Source organism: Kitasatospora albolonga (genome assembly GCA_002082585.1).
Classification (GTDB): domain Bacteria; phylum Actinomycetota; class Actinomycetes; order Streptomycetales; family Streptomycetaceae; genus Streptomyces; species Streptomyces stephensoniae.
Map to the genome: position 1 here is coordinate 2,948,199 of CP020563.1, position 18,856 is coordinate 2,967,054.

The window sequence follows — 18,856 nt, forward strand, 5'->3', positions numbered from 1 at the left end:
CCTCACTTCTCCCTGCGGGCGACCGCGAAGATGCGGCGGAACGGGAAGACCGTGCCGTACGGGCCCGGCGGGTACGCCTCGCGGAGCAGGTCGCGGTATTCGATGACGAACGCGTCGCGGGCCTCGGGGTCGTCGGCGAGCGCGGTGAGGACGGGGCGCAGGGCGGTGCCCTTGACCCAGTCCAGGACGGCGTCCTCGCCGTGCAGGGTCTGGAGGTAGGTGGTCTCCCAGACGTCCGCCGCGCAGCCCAGGTCGCGGAGGCGGGTGAGGTAGTCGGCGGGGTCCAGGACGGCGGCGGTGCGGTCGCCGGTGCCGTGGAGGCGGGGGCGCCAGCGGTCGGATGCGCGGAGGCGGGCCAGGAGGGTGTGGCTGGGGGCGGTGAAGTTGCCGGGGACCTGGAAGGCGAAGGTGCCGCCGGGGGCGAGGGCGTCGAGCCAGCGGGGGAAGTGGTCGGTGTGGCCGGGAATCCATTGGAGCGCGGAGGTGGAGACGATCAGGCCGTACGTCTCGGTGGGCGTCCAGGTCGCCGCGTCGGCCGCCACGAAGTCGAGCTGGGGCGGGCGGGCGTGGGCGGCGGCTTCGGCGAGCATCTGCGGGGAGCTGTCGTAGCCGGTGATACGGGCCTGCGGCCAGCGGTCGGCGAGGAGGGCGGTGACGTTTCCGGCGCCGCAGCCGAGGTCGGCGATCCGGGGTGCGGGGTGGCCGGGGAGGTCGCCGATCCGGGCCAGCAGGTCCTGGAAGGGGCGGGTGCGGTGGTCCGCGTGGCGCAGGTACTGCCGCGGGTCCCAGGTGGGTTCGGGAGGGGGCGTCATGGGAAACAGGATCACGCCCGCAGTATCTTGATGTCAAGACACTTGAATTCAAGAGACTTCATGTCGACAGACCCTCTACACTGATCCACATGGAGGACGAGGTCGACCGACTGGTCGCTGCATGGCGCCGCGAGCGCCCCGACCTCGACGTGGAACCACTCGAGGTGCTCAGTCGCGTCTCCCGCCTGGCACGCCACCTCGACCGGGCCCGCCGCATAGCGTTCGCCGAGCACAACCTGGAGCCGTGGGAGTTCGACGTACTCACCTCGCTGCGCCGGGCCGGTGCCCCCTACCAGCTCTCCCCCGGGCAGCTGCTGACCCAGACGCTCGTCACCTCGGGCACGATGACCAACCGTATCGACCGGCTCACCAAGAAGAACCTGGTCGAGCGGCTGCCCGACCCCAGCGACCGGCGCGGTGTCCTGGTCCGGCTGACCGCCGAGGGGCGCGACAAGGCCGATCAGTCGCTGGCCGGGCTGCTCGACCAGGAGCGGGCCATCCTCGGCGAGCTCTCCCGCCACCAGCGCGGCGAACTGGCCGGGCTGCTACGCCAGTTGACTGCCCCGTTCGACAACATCCCCGGCTAGCCGGACGGTTGCGGGCTCCGCCGGGCCCACCCCTGCCCGCCGGGCCAGCGCCACGGCGGCGAGCGTCGAGTGCACCCCGAGCTTGCCCAGGACGTTCTGCATATGGGTGCGGACCGTGTGCGGGGAGAGGAACAGCCGCTCCGCGACCGCCTTCCGCCCGAGCCCGGCCACCATGCAGCGCAGCACCTCGCGCTCGCGGGGCGTCAGGGACTCCACCAGCTGCTCGCTCTCGGTGCGGTGCTTGCGGGTCGCGGTCAGCTCCCGCAGGACCCCGGTCAGCAGGGCGGGCGGCAGATGCGTCTCCTCGCGCAGCACGCCTCGTATCACCGTGAGCAGCCGTTGCAGCGAGCAGTCCTTGGCCACCCAGCCCGAGGCCCCCGCCTGGAGCGCCCGGGCGGCGCGGCGCGGGTCGTCCTTCTCCGCGAGCACCACCGAGCGGACGGCGGGCCGGGCCTCGCGGACCCCGGCGACCAGCGCGATGCCGTCGACGGCCCCGGGCTCCTCCTGCCGGGGCAGGGAGAGCGCCGGAGCGCCGCTGCCGCCGCCGGTGGTCAGCCCGCCCAGCTCGGCGTCGACCAGGAGCACGTCGTACGGGCGGCCTTCGGCCGTCGCGCGCTCCAGTGCGCGCAGTGCGGCCGGGCCGCTGCCCGCCGCCGCCACGTCCACATCCGGTTCGGCCGCGAGGGCCGCGGCGAGGGACTCGGCGAAGATGCGGTGGTCGTCGACCACCAGAACCCGGATTCGAGCCACAGAGAAACCCCCATCGGTGGGTACGGACAGCTGCGGGTACGACGCCCGGAACATCCGGGTGGCCCGCGCCGCTCCGGCCGCCGCCGTGTGCACCGCCTGCCGCCCCGCTCCGGGCGCCGTACCCGACTCTCTCGCCCCCTGATTCGGCACCGGCCCCCACCGGTGCTGGGATCAGCGTACGGGCGGGGGCCGGGGGCGGAAGGAAATTCACGGAACTGATGGCTCAGGGTGTTTAGGGTGTGGTTCATGTTCCGTTTTGAGACAGAAGTGGACAGAGAACGTCGCACTCTGCTGAGCGGGCGTCTGCACGAGGACAACGTCGCGGCCTCCGCCGGGCTGCGCGCTCTGCTCTCCACCTCCGCCGAGCACGAAACCCCGCTGGAGGTCTGGGCGTTGGACGGGCAGGGGGCGCTGGCCGGCGGGCTGACCGGGCGGACCTGGGCGCACTGGCTCCATGTCGACCTGCTCTGGGTCGACGCCCGCCACCGCGGCGCCGGTCTCGGCTCCCGGCTGCTCGCGGAGGCCGAGCGGGTGGCCCGCACGGAGCGGGGCTGTGCCCGCTCCCGGCTGGAGACCTGGGACTTCCAGGCCCCGGAGTTCTACCGGAAGCAGGGGTACGAGGAGATCGGCCGGGTCGAGGACTACCCGCCCGGCGTCACGGAGTTCATCCTCACCAAGCGGCTCTGAACGCCCCCTGCCCGTAAGCCGGTTCAGCGCAGTCGGCGCGCTCCCGCCGAGGGGACGGCCGTGAAGATGCCCGGGGCCGCGTGCCCCGCCCCGGCGAACGCCTTCGTGACCGCCTCCGCCACCGCGTCGGCCCCCGCCGCCTCCGCCAGCACGACCGCCGAACCTCCGAACCCGCCGCCGGTCATCCGGGCCCCGAGCGCCCCGGCCCCCCGCGCCGCCGCGACCGCGAGGTCCAACTCCGGGCAGGAGACCCGCAGATCGTCCCGGAGCGAACGGTGGCCCTCGTCGAGCACCGGGCCCGCCCCCCGCGCGTCGCCCGCGTCCAGCAGCGCGATGACCTGCTCGACCCGGCGGTTGTCGCCGACGACATGGCGTACGTAACGGATGACGGACTCGTCCGCCCCGGCGTCGGCGAGGGTGGTGAGGGCCGCGCCGAGGTCCTCGTACGGGAGGTCGCGCAGGGTGGGTATCCCGAGCAGCCGGGCGCCCTCCTCGCAGCCCGCCCGGCGCTCCGCGTACGCCCCGTCGCCGAGCGCGTGCTTGACCCGGGTGTCGACGGCCAGGAGCGTCAGGCCCTGGGCCGCCAGGTCGAACGGGACCTGGCGCAGGGTGAGGTCGCGGGTGTCCAGGTGCAGGGCGTGGCCCTCGGTGCAGCAGGCCGAGGCCATCTGGTCCATGATTCCGCAGGGCACGCCGACGAAGGCGTTCTCGGCGCGGCGGCCGATGACGGCCAGTTCGGGACCGGTCAGGCCGAGCTGGAACAGGTCGTTGAGCGCGAGTGCGGTGACGGTCTCCAGGGCGGCGGAGGAGGACAGTCCGGCGCCGGTCGGGACGGTGGAGGTCAGCGCGATGTCCGCGCCGGTGACCGGGTGCCCGGCCTCGCGCAGCGCCCAGACGACGCCCGCCGGGTAGGCGGCCCAGCCGTGGCCGGAGCGCGGGGCCAGTGCGTCGACGCGGAGGGAGACGGTTCCGCCGGGCACGTCGGAGGAGTGCAGCCGCAGGACTCCGTCGGTACGGGGGGAGACGGCGGCGCGGGCGGTGTGCGGGAGGGCGAGCGGCAGGACGAAACCGTCGTTGAAGTCGGTGTACTCGCCGATGAGGTTCACCCGTCCGGGTGCCGCCCAGACGCCGTGGGGTTCACCCCCGTACAGCTCGGTGAAGGCGGTGGCGGGGTCGGGCCCGGTCTGCTCGGCGGTCGCGGTCATGGGGTGGTGGGCTCCTCTCGGCGGGCGAACTCCCAGGCGTCGGCGACGATTCCGGCCAGGTCGGCGCGGGAGGGCCGCCAGCCGAGGCGTTCGACGGCGGTGGCGGCGGAGGCCACGAGCACGGCCGGGTCGCCGCCGCGGCGCGGGGCCGGGGTCTCGGGGATCGGGTGGCCGGTGACCTTGCGGACGGTCTCGATGACCTCGCGGACGGAGAAGCCGTTGCCGTTGCCGAGGTTGCAGATGAGGTGCTCGCCGGGGGCGGCGGCGTCCAGGGCGAGGAGGTGGGCCTCGGCGAGGTCGGCGACGTGGATGTAGTCGCGGACGCAGGTGCCGTCGGGGGTGGGGTAGTCGTCGCCGTAGACGGAGATCGACTCCCGCCTGCCCAGGGCCACTTGGAGGACGAGCGGGATGAGGTGGGACTCGGGGGTGTGGCGTTCGCCGCACCTTCCGTACGCTCCGGCCACGTTGAAGTAGCGCAGCGAGACGGCGGCCAGACCGTGGGCGGTGGCCTCGCCGCTGATCATGTGGTCGACGGCGAGTTTGGAGGCGCCGTACGGGCTGGTGGGGGCGGTGGGGTCGGTCTCGGTGATGGGGGTGGAGACCGGTTCGCCGTAGGTGGCGGCGGTGGAGGAGAAGACGAGGGTGCGCACCCCGTGTTCGCGCATGGCGGCGAGGAGGGCGGTGGTGCCGCCGACGTTGTTGACCCAGTACTTCTCGGGGTCCGCGACGGATTCGCCGACCTGGGAGAAGGCGGCGAAGTGCAGGACGCCGTCGTAGGAGGGGTCGAGGTGGCGGGCGGCGTCCTGGATGCGGCCCTCGATGAACGTGGCCCCGGCCGGGACGCCCGCGCGGAAGCCGGTGGAGAGGTCGTCCAGGACGGTCACGGCGTGCCCGGCCTCCAGCAGATGCTGGGCGACGACGCTGCCGACGTATCCGGCACCGCCGGTGACCAGGTACTTCTTCCGGCTGCTCACGCTCTGGGGATCGCTCACTGGCTCGCTACCTCTCGCAGTCGCTGGGCCGCGGCTTCCGGCGGCACGTCGTTGATGAACACACTCATGCCGGACTCGGAACCCGCGAGGAACTTCAGCTTGCCGGAGGTCCGGCGAATGGTGAAAAGCTCCAGGTGCAGGGCGAAGTCCTCCCGTCCGGGAACCCCGGACGGCGCCTGGTGCCAGGCGGAGATGTACGGGGTCGGCGGCTCGCCGGGTCCGAAGATCCGGTCGAAGCGCCCCAAGAGTTCCAGATAGACCTGTGGGAACTCTGTCCGCGCCGCCTCGCCGAGGGCGGGCAGGTCGGGGACGCGGTGGCGGGGGTGGAGGTGGACCTCGTAGGGCCAGTGCGCCGCGTACGGGACGTAGGCGATCCAGTGGTCGGTGGCGAGGACGACCCGGGTGCCGTCCTTCTCCTCGCGGGCGACCACGTCGTCGAAGAGGTTGCCCCCGGTCCCGGCGCGGTGGCGGGCGGCCGAGGCGAGCATCAGCTCGGTGCGGGGGGTGACGAAGGGGTAGCCGTAGATCTGGCCGTGCGGGTGGCCGAGGGTGACACCGATCTCGGCGCCGCGGTTCTCGAAGCAGAAGACCTGGGTGACCTGGTCGAGTGCGGAGAGTTCGGCGGTGCGGTCGGTCCAGGCGGCGAGGACGAGCGCGGCCCGCTCCTCGGTGAGGGAGGCGAAGGAGGCGTCGTGGTCGGAGGTGAAGCAGACGACCTCGCAGCGGCCGGAGTCCCCGGCGAGGGAGGGGAAGCGGTTCTCGAAGACGGCGACGTCGTAGTCGCTGTCGGGGATCTCGCTGAGGCGCCCGTCCCGGGTGGGGCAGAGCGGGCAGGCGTCGGCCGGTGGGTGGTAGGTGCGGGACTGGCGGTGCGAGGCGATGGCGACCGCGTCGCCGAGCAGCGGGTCGCGGCGGATCTCCGAGGAGGTCGACACGGCGTCGAGGGGGCGCCGGTCGACGGCCTCGCGGACGGTGGTGCTGTCCGCGGAGTCGTAGTAGATCAGCTCACGGCCGTCGGCGAGGCGCGTCACCGTCTTCTTCACCAGGGTCCTCCACCCGTTCCCTCCAACCAACATAAACGCACATAACAAATCACAAGCAAACATGCGCGTCAATGAGTCGGCCGGGCGCGGCGGGGGTGGGGCGGGGTGGGGCCATGTGTGCCGCTGTACGGCGAGGGGTCAGCCCGGGGTGGTGGCGCCCGGCCCCCGCGCCGCGTCCGTACGCCCGTCCGTACGGACGTCCGCCGCCCGGTCCAGCAGTCCCGTACGGGCCGCGAGGGCGGCCGCCTCCAGCCGGGAGCCGACGCCGAGCTTCATCAGGACGCGCTGGACGTGGGTGCGCGCGGTGCTCGGCGCGATCCGCATCCCGGCCGCGATCAGCCGGGTGTCCTCGCCCTCGGCGACCCGGACCAGCACCTCCGCCTCGCGCGGGGTCAGCATCCGGAGCAGACGGCGGCCCTCGTCGTCGGGCTGGGCCGTCGGGTTGAGCAGCTCGGCGAAGGCGCCGCGCAGGAGTTGCGGGGCGATGGCGCTCTCCCCCGCCCGCGCCTTCAGCATCGCGCGCTCGACACCCTCGATGCGCTCGTCGTGGCGGACGTACCCCGCCGCCCCGGCCGCGAAGGCCGCGGCGATCCCGCGCGGGCTCGGCACCGGGCCGAGCACCACCACCGCCACCTGCGGGCGCTCCCGGCCGATACGCACGATCGGGTCGAAGACCCCCGGGGCGGCGGGCGACGCCGTACCGAAGAGGCAGACCTCCGGGGCCCTGCCGACCACCAGCTCCGCCGACCCGGCCGTCGGGGCGGCCGCCGCGAGCACCCGGTGCCCGCGCAGTTTCAGCGCCGAGGCGAGTGCCTCGGCGAGCAGGCGGTGATCATCGACCACCATGAGCCGCACGCCCATCGATCAAGCCCCCAAGTGCCCGTGTAAGCCCTGGATACCGGCCCCCCGGCTTCCTGACCTCGGCAAGGTACACGCTTGTTCGACGCCGTGGGCCCCTTACGGGGGAGAAGCCCCCCAGAATGCCGAATTCTGCGCCATTCAGGGCTACTTGAGCGACGGAAAACGATCAGCCCTGCCGGACGGTGACCGTCCGGCAGGGCTGTTCGGGAACACGGGTGATCAGTCGGTGCGGAAGGCCACCGCCAGGTAGAGCTTCTCGTCCGCCTGGCTGTCGCGCCGCTCGCTGATCAGCTGCTTGGCCATGTAGAACCGCCCGCCGCCGTAGAGGAGTTCGGAGTGGTCGGGGAGGAACCGGGTCTCCGCGTCCCGGACCGACCGGTCCCCCGGGTTCTCCAGCAGCAGGGTCTGCTTGAAGGTCTCGCCGTCGATGGAGACGATCTGGCCGCCCTTGTCGTACGGGGGCCTCTTGTACGCGATCACGCTGGTGCCGTCCATCCGGAGCGGGGTCAGGCTGTAGCGGTCGCCCGCGTCGGCCCGGCCGCCGAGGAGCTTGCCGGTGGTCAGGTCGAAGGCGACGATCTCGTTGGTCTTGCCGTACTCGCCCGTGCCGTCGTGGTCCTCGGTCGGCACGTAGAGGCGGTTGTTGCCGACGACCGCGCCCCGGCACTTCTCGACGTCGGTGGAGCCGCAGCGCGCCGCGTACTTCTCCGCGTCGGCGGAGATGCGCACGGTCAGCTTGCCGGTCGCCGCGTCGATCGAGAAGAAGTCGGAGATGCCACTGCCGTCGTTGGCGGTGTCGCCGACGTTGGCCGCGACCACCAGCGGCTTGGTGGAGACGACGGACGCGTACTCGACGCCCGCGGGCATCTGGTACGAGGAGAGCGGTGCGCCGGTCGCCGGGTTCAGCACCTGGACGGTGAGCTGCGGGTTGTCGTACGAACCGCACTTGCGGACCGCGACGAGGGCCTCGCCCCCGGCGTACCCCATGTCGTAGCAGCGGTCGGCGCCGACCTTCGGCTTCCAGAGCTCGGCGCCGTTCTCCAGCTTGAAGGCCGCGCCGCCCGAGGTGCCGCCCGCGGCGACGGTGGTCCCGCTGAGCGTGACCTCGTCGAACGAGACCGGCCGGTCACCACCCGTGGCGGCGGTGACGGACTTGTTCCACAGGAGCTTGCCGGTGCTCAGGTCGACCACGCCGACCTGGTTGCACGCGGGGTACTTCTTCTCCTTGGTCGGCTTGCCCTCCTTGAAGAGGATCGCCGTCTTGTAGTCCTTGGTCATGTGGCGCGAGGCGCCGCAGACCTGGCCGTCCAGCGGTACGGACCAGAGCTCGGTGCCCTTGTCCGGGTCGTACGCGGCGATCGCGTCGACACCGGACTTCACGTACGCCTTGTCCGTGAGCCAGGAGCCGTGGACCGAGGTGATGTCGGTGACCTTCGGCTCCGGGAGCTGGAAGGCGACCTTGGAGTTGGTGTTGCCGGGCGCCTTCTCGGTGCCGCCGGGCAGACTGCTCCCGCCGTCCTTCCCTTCGCCGCCCTTGCCCTCGCCGCCCTCGCCGCCCTTGCTCTCGCCGCCGGTGGAGCCGGACGAGGACGCCTGGTTGTCCTTGTCGCCGTCCTTGGTGGCGCTGTAGACGACGGCCGCGCCGATGATCAGCACCACGGCGACGGCCGCGGCGACGATGATCTGCATCTGGGTGCTGAACTTCTTGCCGCCGCCCGCGCCGGGCTGCGGGGCCCCGGCCCCGTACATCGGCTGGGTCGGGTAGCCGTAGCCCTGCTGCGGCATACCGGGCTGGGCCGGGTAGCCGGGCTGACCGGGGTATCCGGGCTGGCCCGGCTGGCCGGGGGCGCCCTGCGGGTAGCCGTAACCGGGCTGGGGGGCCTGCGGATAGCCGTAACCGTTGGGCTGCGGGGCGGGCGGGGCCGGGTAACCGGCCGGCGGGGTCGGCGGGGTGCCGTAGCCGCCCGCGGGCGGGGCGGGCGGGCTGCCGTACCCCCCGGCGGGCGGAGGCGGCGTGCCGTAACCGCCCGGGGCCGGGGGCTGCTTGGCGAAGGGGTCCGCGGGCGGCGGGGTCGGCTCACCGAACCCACCGGGCGGCGGGTCCTGCGGGGCGCCGAAGCCACCGGGCGGCGGGTCCTGCGGGGCGCCGAAGCCACCGGCCGGGGGGCCTGCGGGAGGCCCGGAGGGCGGACCGGCGGGGGGCTGGCCCTGGTTCGCGGCCGGGGGCTGGTCCTGTGGCTGCTTCGGGGGCTCGTTGGGTGGCTGCTGCGGTGGCTGGGGCGGCTGGGTCATCGCGTACGTACCTCGGGAGACATGTGGGGGTGGGGTCGCATCCGGCCGGGAGGGGCCGACTGCCTTCGGATGCCGTCGTGAACCGTCAGGAAGTGAACCGTCACGGGGTGAACGGTGACGGGGCGAGCCGTCACCGGGTGAACCGTCACTTGCTGAACACCAGGGCCGTCGTCTGCTCCAGCTCCTCCTTGTCGTTGCTCGCGCTGACGCGCTTGCTGACGATGAAGGAGCGGCCGCCCTCGTACAGGACCACGTTCGAGTAGAAGCCGTTCTCGATCCGGTTGGTCCCCTCCGGGTGCTGGAGCAGGACGCTGGTGGCGCCGCCGCTCGCCGGGAGCGTCAGGATGGCGCCGGCCTTGTCGTACCGCGGCTCCAGGTAGAGCAGCACGTTGCCGCCCTCCAGCCGCAGCGGGCGCACCACGCGCTCGGCCGGGGCGTCCACCGTCCACTTGGGCTTTCCGGTGTTCAGGTCGAAGGCGATGACCTTGTTGGTCCGGGCGGAGCCGGTGCCGGGCTTGGTGGCGATGTAGAAGGTGTCGGCGTCGGCGACGACACCGCTGCACCCTTCCAGCTTCTGGCCGAAGATGGCGAACGCGCTGCCGCAGTTGGCGGTGACCGTGTCGTTCTTGGCGGGGATCATCTGGGACCGGAGCTTGCCGCTGTCGGTGAACGCGGCGATCGACCACTGCTTCTTCTCGCGGTTGTCGAGCGAGACGACGAGCGGGCTGACCGAGTACACCTTCTTGACCTCCCAGCCGCGCGGCGGCTTGTAGGTCCACTTGGGCTTGCCGGTGACCGGGTTCAGCTCCTGGATCTGGTGCTGCGGGTTCTTGACGTCGTCGGTGCGGCAGCTGCCCGCGGCGATGAGCTTCGGGCCGCCCGCGAAGGCGAAGTTCTTGCAGGTGCCCGTGGAGGTGGCGAACAGCTCCTTGCCGTCGCTGACCCGGTACGCGCTGGAGTAGCTGGTGCGTCCGACCGTCACCGTGTCCCCGCTGATCGCGAGGCCGATGTCGGACAGCATGTCCCAGGCGCCGTTCTTCTTGACCGTGCTCTTCCAGCCGGCCTTGCCGGTGTTGAGGTCGATCATCTGGAGGACGGAGCAGTCGGCGCGGTCCGTGGTGCTGCTCTTGATCCCGATGACGATCTTGCCGTCGGCGGTGGCCGAGTTCGGGGTGGAGCAGACGTCGGCGGGGAGCGCGAGCGTCCACTTCTGCTTGCCGTCGGCGACCCCGTACCCGGAGATCCCCCGGTACATGGCCTTGACGATCGTGTCGCCGACGAACCAGGGGCCGTGGACCTCGGCGCCGTTGCGCGGGAGGTCGACGTCGTTCTTCTGGAGCCAGGCGACCTGCGCCTCGCCCGGCTTGCGCCCGGCGTTGAGGTCGTCATTCGTCTCCCGGCCGTCGCCGCTGCCGTCGCCCTCGTCGACCGTGGGCGACGCGCTGGGCGTCTCGGGCGCCTTGGGGTCGTTGCTCGCGCCCGCGACCGGCTTCTTCTTCGGCTCGTCGCCGCTGTCGCTCACCACGTACCAGGCGCCCGCGCCGACGAGCAGGACGACGGCGACGGCCGCCGCGGCGAGGATGCCGGTCCTCCCCTTGAAGGCACCACCGGAACCGCCCGGCGCACCCGGTCCGCCCGGTCCTCCGGGGGCGGGGGCGCCGGGGTACTGCTGCTGCGGGTAGCCGTAGGGCTGCGTGGGCTGGCCGTAGGGGCCGGGCTGCGGCTGACCGTAACCGCCGGGGGCGGGCTGGCCGTAGCCGCCGTAACCGACCGTGGGCTGCTGACCGTACGGGCCGGGGGCCTGGCCGGGGGGCTGCTGACCGTACGGGCCGGAGGGCTGGCCGGGGGCCTGGCCCGGTGCCTGGGGGTAGCCGTAGCCGGGCTGGCCGGGGGGAGAGGGGGGCGCCTGCGGGTAGCCGTAGGCCGGGCCGCCCGGGGGCTGGGCGGGCGGCGGACCGGCCGGAGCGGGAGCCGGGGCCTGCGGCGGCTGCGGAGGCTGGGCCCCAGAAGACGGCTGGCCCTGCGGGGACTGGTCCTGCGAGGACTGCGCCGGGGGCTGCTGGTCCTGCGGGGACGGAGCCTGCGGAGGCTGGTCCTGGGGCTGGGGCGGCTGAGGAGTTCCCTGCGGCGGCTCCTGCGGAGCCCCGAAGCCCCCCTGCGGCGGTTGCTGGCTGGGCGGCTGGCTCATCAGCACGTCCCCCTTCGTGCGGTCCGGTGCCCGATCCGGTCTCCCCCGCGATTCCAGGAGGGTTCAATTCCCCCCGGAAAGGAGCGAATCGGGCATGGCTTCCGCGGTGTTACGACAGTCGGGCGGGGCTTCTTTGTACCACCCGCACTCCATCGAACACCGGATCGGTCCAGCCCCTGTTCCCAAGGGAGAACCGGGTCGTGATGCCCTCGTTACGACCCGCGCAAGGTGACGGTCAGTCACCGAAGGCGAGCATCGACACGGTCGACTTCTCCTGCTCGTCGTCGCCCCCGCCGATGAACGTCCGCATGAGCACGGCGCGCCCTCCGGAGTAGACGGCCAGCTTGTCGGCGAAGGTGGTCTCGACCTCGCTCGCCGACGCCGGGTGGCGCAGGACCGGCTGGAGGGTGCCGCCGGTCGGCGGGAGGGCGTAGATTCCGCCGCCCCGGGCCGTGGAGCGGGACCGCAGCGCGCTCAGGTACATCAGCACCTTGCCGCCCTCGGCCCGCAGCGGCATCAGGGTCTGCTCGGCGGGGGCCTCGGCCTTCCAGCGGATCTTGCCGGTGGCGAGGTCGAAGGCCACCACGCTGTTGGTGGGGTCGCCCATGCCCTTGCTGACGGGCCGGGTCGCCAGGTAGAGCGTGGTGGCGTCGGCGGCGACGCCCATGCAGCTGTCGAGGTTGGAGCTCCGGCCGCGCAGCTCCTTCTCGCAGCGCGGCGCGTAGTCGTCGGCGGCGTCACCGATGAGCTGGGAGCGGTAGGTGCCGTCGGCGTTGAGGTTCACGACCACCCACCGGTCCTCTTCGTCGTTGCGGAGGGAGACCACCGGCGGGTCGGTCGCGTAGAACTGGTCGACCCGGTAGCCCTTCTTGATCCGGTAGGCCCACTGCTCCTTGCCGGTGGCCGGGTCGATGCGCCGTACGTGGTGGACGAGGTGGTCGCCCGTCGCGTCCCGGCAGCTGGTGGCGGCGAGGGGGACGGTGCCGCCGGCGAAGCCGTACGGCTGGCAGTCGCCCGGCAGCTCGTTCCACAGGTGCTTGCCGTCGCTGATGCGGTAGGCGTCGGTGCGGCCGGTCCGGCCGACCGTCATGACGTCACCGTTGACGGCCAGGGTGAGGTCCGAGAGCGTGTCCCGGATGCCCGACCGGGCGACCTGTGTGCTCCAGCCCGCCTCGCCGGTCCTCAGGTCCACCATCTGGAGCCGGTCGCACTGCCCTTCGCCCGTCGTGTCGCTCTCCAGCCCGAGGACGATCTTCCCGTCCGGGCTGGGCAGGGTGGGCGCCGAGCAGACAGTGGTCCGGAGGCGGACGCTCCACTTCTGTGTGCCGTCGGCGGCCGAGTAGCCGGACAGCGTGCGGTACAGGGCCTTGGCCACGATGTCCCCGGCGAACCAGGGGCCGAACTGGGCGACCCCGTTGCCGGGCACGTCCACGGTGTTCTCCTGGAGCCAGAGGACCTTGTTCTCGCCGTCCTCGCGCCGGGCGTTGAGGTCGGCCGCCTTCGGTCCGGAGGGCGCGGCCTTGCCCGGCGCCGGAGCGGCGTCGGCGGTGCTGCTCGCCCCGGCGACGGGCTTCTCGGTGTCGCCGCCGCCGTCGCCGCCCGCCACGTACCAGACTCCGGCGCCGACGAGGAGGACCACGGCGAGGACGGCGGCGACGATCCCGGCGGTACGGCCCCGGGCCCGCCGGCCGCCACCGGGACCACCTGGACCTCCTGGACCGCCGGGCGGCTGCTGGAGCTGGGGCACGGTCGGGGGCTGGGGGTACGGCTGCGGGGAGCCGTACGCTGCCGAGGGCGGCGGCCCGTACACCCCGGGCTGCGGTTCGAACGGTGCGCCGAAGACGCCCGGGTCCGCCTGGCCCCCTGGCCGCGGCGGCTGACCGGGGCCGGGCTGGCCAGGCGGGCCGGGTGGCGGACCGGGCGGTGGCTGTGACATCGGTACGTGTCCCCCTCGTACGGTCCTGCGTCCGGCTGCGCGGAAGCCGACCTCGGCGCCGACCCCCGAAACTCGGTCTCGGAATCGGTCCCGGACGGGTTTTCTTTGTACCACCCGCCCCACCAGCCCCATGGCCCCGCCCGGTAAGCCACTCACCGGCGACGGCCCCGCGGCTCAGGCGTCCTCGGCCAGCTCCAGCCAGCGCATCTCCAGCTCGTCGCGCTCGGTGACGAGTTCGCGGAGCTCGGCGTCGAGGCCCGCGACCTTCTCGAAGTCGGTGGCGTTCTCCGCGATCTGCTTGTGCAGCGCGGTCTCCCGGGTCGAGAGCTTGTCGAGCTGCCGCTCGACCTTCTGGAGCTCCTTCTTCGCGGCGCGGGCCTCCTGCGCGGAGAGCGCGGGGGCGACGGGGGCTCCGGACGAACGGGGCGCGGGGGCGGCGGAGGGGGTGGCGGTCTCCTCCATGCGCTGCCTGCGCTCCAGGTACTCGTCGATGCCGCGCGGCAGCATCCGCAGGGCGCGGTCGCCGAGGAGGGCCATCACGCGGTCGGTGGTGCGCTCGATGAAGAACCGGTCGTGGGAGATCACGATCATCGATCCGGGCCAGCCGTCGAGGAGGTCCTCCAGCTGGGTGAGGGTCTCGATGTCCAGGTCGTTGGTGGGCTCGTCGAGGAAGAGGACGTTGGGCTCGTCCATCAGGAGCCGCAGGATCTGGAGGCGGCGGCGCTCACCGCCGGAGAGGTCGCCGACGGGCGTCCACTGCTTCTCCTTGGTGAAGCCGAACTTCTCGCAGAGCTGGCCCGCCGTCATCTCGCGGCCCTTGCCGAGGTCGACCCGGTCGCGGACCTGCTGGACGGCCTCCAGGACGCGGAGGTTCGGGTTGAGCTCGTGGACCTCCTGGGAGAGGTAGGCGAGCCTGACGGTCTTGCCGACGACGATCTTCCCGGCGGCGGGCTGGGTGTCGCCCTGGGTGCGGGCGGCCTCGGCGAGGGCGCGGAGCAGGGAGGTCTTGCCCGCGCCGTTGACGCCGACGAGACCGATGCGGTCGCCGGGGCCGAGCTGCCAGGTGAGGTGGGTGAGGAGGGTCTTGGGCCCGGCCTGGACGGTCACGTCCTCCAGGTCGAAGACGGTCTTGCCGAGGCGGGCGTTGGCGAACTTCATCAGCTCGCTGGTGTCGCGCGGGGGCGGCACGTCGGCGATGAGCTCGTTGGCGGCCTCGATGCGGTAGCGCGGCTTGGAGGTGCGGGCGGGGGCGCCCCGGCGCAGCCAGGCCAGCTCCTTGCGCATGAGGTTCTGCCGCTTGGCCTCCTCGGTGGCGGCGATCCGCTCGCGCTCGGCGCGGGCGAAGACGTAGTCGCTGTAGCCGCCCTCGTACTCGTGGACCGTGCCGCGCTGGACGTCCCACATGCGGGTGCAGACCTGGTCGAGGAACCACCGGTCGTGGGTGACGCAGACGAGGGCGGAGCGGCGGGCGCGCAGATGGCCCGCGAGCCAGGAGATGCCTTCGACGTCGAGGTGGTTGGTGGGCTCGTCGAGGACGATCAGGTCCTGCTCCTCGATGAGGAGCTTGGCCAGCGCGATACGGCGGCGCTCACCGCCGGAGAGCGGGGCGATGACGGTGTCGAGCCCGTGCTCGAAGCCGGGGAGGGCGAGGCCGCCGAAGAGCCCGGTGAGCACGTCACGGATCTTGGCGCTGCCCGCCCACTCGTGGTCGGCGAGGTCCCCGATGACCTCCTGGCGGATGGTCGCCTTCGGGTCCAGCGAGTCGTGCTGGGTGAGCACACCGAGGCGCAGCCCGCCGTTGTGGGTGACCCGGCCGCTGTCCGCCTCCTCCAGCTTGGCGAGCATCCGGATGAGGGTGGTCTTGCCGTCACCGTTACGGCCCACGACACCGATCCGGTCGCCCTCGGAGACCCCGAGGGACACTCCGTCGAGCAGGGCACGGGTGCCGTACACCTTGCTGACCTGCTCGACATTGACCAGATTGACGGCCATTTCACTCCTGCCCAGGGGGTTGATCGACCCTCCCAGGGTACGGCGCGGCGGAGGGGGGCCGGTCGTACGGTCCCCGACGGCACCGGGACTCCGGCGCACCGTGCGGGATGATGCCGGTGTACAGAGAGGTGGCCATGCGCACGATGACCTACGAGGAATTCCTGGCGGACCACGCCGGGACGGTGGACGCGGTGGGCAGGGGCGGTGAGGCGGTTGCCGTGACGCGAGAGGGACACGGGTCCGTGGTGATCCTGCCCATGGCCGAGTACACGTCGTTGAAGGAGACCCTGCACCTTCTCCGCGACCCTGCGAACGCGCGTCGGCTGCTGGCTTCGATCGACCGGCTGGAGCAGGGGTCCGGCACCGCCTGAGGTGGTGCCGACCGGCGGGCGGTGGGCAGGCAGCCGCCCGCGCGGCCTACCGCACGGCCCTCCCCCGCCCCGCCCGCTCCACCAGCAGCCAGCCGCACAGGGTCATCGCGACGGCGGCCGGGGCGGAGACCGGGACGGCGATCAGCAGGGCGGTGCGGCCTTCCAGGAGGCCCGCGAGGCCGACCATGGAGAGGCCGAGGACGCCGAGCAGGCAGAGCGTCGCACCGAGGGCGGCGAGGGGGCCGGAGCCCGTGCCGGGGGTGGTGGCGGGGGCCGTGGCAGAAGGCGGTGCGGGGCGTTCGAAGGTGCGGAAGGCCGCTACCAGCCCGGCGGTGAGGACGGCGGCGGCCGCCAGCCGCAGCGGGGTCTGGGCCCACCACCCGGCCGTGGCGGGGTCGGGGAGCGGGGCGTCCAGGGCGAGCATCGCCCCGTACACCCCCAGCATCGCCGTGAGGTGCCAGAGGAACGCGGTCATCGCCACCCCGTTGGCCGCCACCACCGTGCGCCAGGCGCGGGGGCGGGCCAGCAAGCGGGCGGCGGGGGCGCGGAGCAGCTCCACCGCGCCGACCAGCCAGAGGCCGTGGCAGAGCAGGGCGAGGGTGGGCGGGGCCATGTTGCTGACCTTCTCGCCGGGCATCCCGACCATGGAGAGCGGGTACGGGCCGAACGCCACCAGGGCCACGGCGGTGACCAGGCCCGCCCCGGCCAGCAGGGCCGGGCGGCGGAGCGGGCGGAGGCCGGGACCGGCACCGAGGCGGCCGTCGGCGCGGAGGAAGCCGAGCTGGTGCACCGCGAGCCAGACGAAGGCGAAGTTGAGGAACTCCACGTACGGCACTCCGGCCGCGAACCGGAGGAGGTCGACGGCCGCCGCCGCACCCGCAAGACCCGCGAAGGCGCCCCAGCCGTACCGCTCGTGCAGCCTCAGCAGCGGCGGGGTGAACGCCACCATCGCCAGGTAGATCCCGATGAACCAGAGCGGCTGGGTCACCAGCCGCAGGGTGACTCCGGTCAGCCCGCCGCCCCCGCCGAGCAGCTGGATGAGCAGGGCCGCGGCGCCCCAGACCAGGACGAAGACCATGGTGGGGCGCAGCAGCCGCTGGAGCCGGGCACGCAGGAACGCCGCGTAGACGGAGTCCGCGGAGCCCTCGGGGCGCTTGCGGAGCAGCGAGCGGTACGACAGGGCGTGGGAGAAGCCGCCGACGAAGAAGAACACCGGCATGACCTGGAGCAGCCAGGTCAGCGGCTGGAGCGCGGGAACGACGGCGAGCAGGTTGCCGACGCCGTCCGGGGTGACGGCCGCCATCATCCAGTGGCCGAGTACGACCACGCCGAGCGAGGCGACCCGGAGGAGGTCGACGTAGCGGTCCCGGGTGGCCGGGGTGGCCTCGGCGAGTACACGAACTGGTGATCCCATGTACATACCGTCGCGGCGGGGGCGGGCGGTACGGCAGGGTGCGGGTACTCAATTCGGCCTCTGAGTACGTGAGGTGACGGAGGAACGCCCGCGCCCGGAGCGGATCGGAGCGGGCTCGCTCCGTACCGTGCGGTAGATCTGGACAGGCCGAAGCCGTACGCGTACAACAAGCACAAAAGCCGCCCCCGGGGAGAAGCCCCCGTGCCCCGGCGGCTCCCTGACCGAACTCATCGACGTACACGCGGCATCGGGCCGTCCGGCGATCCGCCGTGCCGCTCGCCGTTTCCCAGAATCGGAGTACCACCATCGTGCGGATTTCCCGCCGCCTCGCCCCCGTCGTCCTCCTCGGCGTGCTCGCCCTGGCCGGATGCGGGGGCGGCGGCACCCAGGCCGACGGCAGCAACCCGGCGCCCCCGCCCACGGACACGGCCACGGCCACGGCCACGGCCACCGCCACGGCGTCGGTCAGCCCCTCCCCCACGGAAGCCCCGGCGGAAACCCCCGCGGCCACCGTGAGCGCCACGCCCGATCCGGTCATGCCCGCCCTGCACAGCCGGACCTACGAGGACGCGCGGGCGGAGCTCACCCGCCAGGACATATCCACCGCGCGCCTCACGGCCGCCGCCCGGCACAAGGACGTCACCCTCCCCCGGGACCACGACGACTGGTACATCTGCGCCACCACCCCCCGGCCCGGCGCGGTGCTCACCGCCGCCACCACGGTCACCGTCCGGCTCGCCGAGGACTTCAGCGACTGCACGACCAGCTTCCACGGCTACCTGCACCAGAAGAACGACCCGGCCTACACCCCGCCCGCCCCGAAGCCGAAGCCCGCGCCCACCACGCAGGCCCCCGCCCCGGCACCGCCCGCCGGGACCTCGATGACCACCTGCCCCGACGGCAAGCAGGGGTACGCCTGCACGTCCAACGGCCACCCCGTCGTCGACGGCCAGTTCTGCCCGAAGGCCGACCGGGGCCGCACCCTGAAGGCCACCAACGGGACGATGGTCACCTGCTCCTACGACCCGAGCGTCACGCCGTACCGCTGGCAGTGACAGGACACATCAGGGCCGACGGGGGTCGGCGTGTACGTGGGCACGCGCCCCGTGCGGGCCGAACAGGATGAGCAGTTCGACCGCTCCCCCGTCGGCGCTGCCCAGCCAGTGCGGCAAGGACGTGTCGAACTCGGCCGCCTCGCCGGGCGGCAGCGTCAGGTCGCGCTCGCCGAGGACCAGGCGGAGGCGGCCGCTGAGCACATAGAGCCACTCGTGGCCCTCGTGGGTCTGCGGGACCGGTTCGAGCGGCTGCGGGCGGGCCGGGACGATCATCTTGAACGCGTGGATGCCGCCCGGCCGCCGGGACAGCGGTACGAAGATCATGCCGAACCGGCGGATCGGCTCGGGGTGAATCCGGGGGTCGCCCGTGCGCGGGGCGCCGACGAGGTCGTCCAGCGGAACGTCGTACGTACGGGCCAGCGGCAGCAGCAGTTCCAGGGTCGCCCGGCGTCGGCCGCTCTCCAGCCGGGACAGGGTGCTCTCCGAGATCCCGGTCGTCGCGGCGAGGCGGGCGAGGGTGATGCCCCGCTCGCGGCGCAGCGCACGCAGCCGGGGCCCCACCGCGTCGAGCACACCCTCCAGCGCTCCGCCCGGGGCTCCGTCCAGGCTTCCGCCCCGGTCACGGTCCACCCGGCCATCCTGTCACCCCGCCGGAACAGCCCGCCGGGAAA

Annotated in this window: 16 protein-coding genes; 4 read left to right on the plus strand and 12 right to left on the minus strand. The window is 72.9% G+C overall.

From position 1 onward, the window contains the following. Window positions 1-2: 2 nt before the first annotated feature. The gene (locus tag B7C62_12670; GenBank protein ID ARF73025.1) at window positions 3-812 is read right to left on the minus strand and encodes a trans-aconitate methyltransferase; all 810 of its coding nucleotides are present in this window, start codon (window positions 810-812) and stop codon (window positions 3-5) included. Between the two features lie 89 nt (window positions 813-901). Between B7C62_12670 and B7C62_12675 the strand changes: the two genes are divergently transcribed. Further along, entirely contained in the window at window positions 902-1,399 is a 498-nt protein-coding gene (locus B7C62_12675; GenBank protein ID ARF73026.1) for a MarR family transcriptional regulator, read from the plus strand. Here B7C62_12675 and B7C62_12680 read toward each other — a convergent pair. Beyond that, on the minus strand, window positions 1,358-2,149 hold the full coding sequence (locus B7C62_12680; GenBank protein ID ARF77130.1) for a DNA-binding response regulator: 792 nt from the start codon (window positions 2,147-2,149) through the stop codon (window positions 1,358-1,360). The genes B7C62_12675 and B7C62_12680 overlap by 42 nt on opposite strands. A 246-nt stretch (window positions 2,150-2,395) precedes the next feature. Between B7C62_12680 and B7C62_12685 the strand changes: the two genes are divergently transcribed. Continuing rightward, entirely contained in the window at window positions 2,396-2,836 is a 441-nt protein-coding gene (locus B7C62_12685; GenBank protein ARF77131.1) for an N-acetyltransferase, read from the plus strand. Window positions 2,837-2,859: 23 nt separating this feature from the next. On the opposite strand, the gene B7C62_12690 is transcribed toward B7C62_12685, so the two are convergent. The 8 genes from B7C62_12690 to B7C62_12725 form a co-directional block, all read right to left on the minus strand. After that, window positions 2,860-4,041, minus strand: a complete 1,182-nt coding sequence (locus B7C62_12690) for a galactokinase (GenBank protein ID ARF73027.1) — start codon at window positions 4,039-4,041, stop codon at window positions 2,860-2,862. Further along, window positions 4,038-5,033, minus strand: a complete 996-nt coding sequence (locus B7C62_12695; protein ID ARF73028.1) for a UDP-glucose 4-epimerase GalE — start codon at window positions 5,031-5,033, stop codon at window positions 4,038-4,040. Before B7C62_12695 ends, B7C62_12690 begins: the two co-directional genes overlap by 4 nt. After that, entirely contained in the window at window positions 5,030-6,076 is a 1,047-nt protein-coding gene (locus B7C62_12700; GenBank protein ARF73029.1) for a galactose-1-phosphate uridylyltransferase, read from the minus strand. The genes B7C62_12695 and B7C62_12700 overlap by 4 nt, the downstream gene beginning before the upstream one ends. A 138-nt stretch (window positions 6,077-6,214) precedes the next feature. Further along, window positions 6,215-6,937 (minus strand): helix-turn-helix transcriptional regulator, encoded by a 723-nt coding sequence (locus B7C62_12705; protein ARF73030.1) that lies wholly within the window; start codon window positions 6,935-6,937, stop codon window positions 6,215-6,217. 219 nt (window positions 6,938-7,156) lie between these two features. After that, entirely contained in the window at window positions 7,157-9,229 is a 2,073-nt protein-coding gene (locus tag B7C62_12710) for a hypothetical protein (protein ARF73031.1), read from the minus strand. A gap of 145 nt (window positions 9,230-9,374) precedes the next feature. Next, window positions 9,375-11,417: a hypothetical protein gene (locus B7C62_12715; protein ID ARF77132.1), complete on the minus strand. Its 2,043-nt coding sequence runs from the start codon at window positions 11,415-11,417 to the stop codon at window positions 9,375-9,377. 235 nt (window positions 11,418-11,652) lie between these two features. Next, on the minus strand, window positions 11,653-13,353 hold the full coding sequence (locus B7C62_12720) for a hypothetical protein (protein ARF73032.1): 1,701 nt from the start codon (window positions 13,351-13,353) through the stop codon (window positions 11,653-11,655). A 174-nt stretch (window positions 13,354-13,527) separates the two neighbouring features. Continuing rightward, complete coding sequence (locus B7C62_12725; GenBank protein ARF73033.1) at window positions 13,528-15,345, minus strand: glycerophosphodiester phosphodiesterase; 1,818 nt, start codon at window positions 15,343-15,345, stop codon at window positions 13,528-13,530. A gap of 134 nt (window positions 15,346-15,479) precedes the next feature. Between B7C62_12725 and B7C62_12730 the strand changes: the two genes are divergently transcribed. Continuing rightward, window positions 15,480-15,716 (plus strand): prevent-host-death protein, encoded by a 237-nt coding sequence (locus B7C62_12730; protein ARF77133.1) that lies wholly within the window; start codon window positions 15,480-15,482, stop codon window positions 15,714-15,716. 46 nt (window positions 15,717-15,762) lie between these two features. On the opposite strand, the gene B7C62_12735 is transcribed toward B7C62_12730, so the two are convergent. Beyond that, window positions 15,763-17,130, minus strand: coding sequence for an acyltransferase (locus tag B7C62_12735; protein ARF73034.1), 1,368 nt, complete (start codon window positions 17,128-17,130; stop codon window positions 15,763-15,765). A gap of 308 nt (window positions 17,131-17,438) precedes the next feature. Between B7C62_12735 and B7C62_12740 the strand changes: the two genes are divergently transcribed. Next, window positions 17,439-18,185 carry a hypothetical protein gene (locus B7C62_12740; protein ARF73035.1) on the plus strand — a complete coding sequence of 249 codons (747 nt, stop codon included), beginning with the start codon at window positions 17,439-17,441 and terminating at the stop codon, window positions 18,183-18,185. 9 nt (window positions 18,186-18,194) lie between these two features. On the opposite strand, the gene B7C62_12745 is transcribed toward B7C62_12740, so the two are convergent. Beyond that, window positions 18,195-18,767 carry an XRE family transcriptional regulator gene (locus tag B7C62_12745; GenBank protein ID ARF77134.1) on the minus strand — a complete coding sequence of 191 codons (573 nt, stop codon included), beginning with the start codon at window positions 18,765-18,767 and terminating at the stop codon, window positions 18,195-18,197. Between the last annotated feature and the right edge of the window lie 89 nt (window positions 18,768-18,856).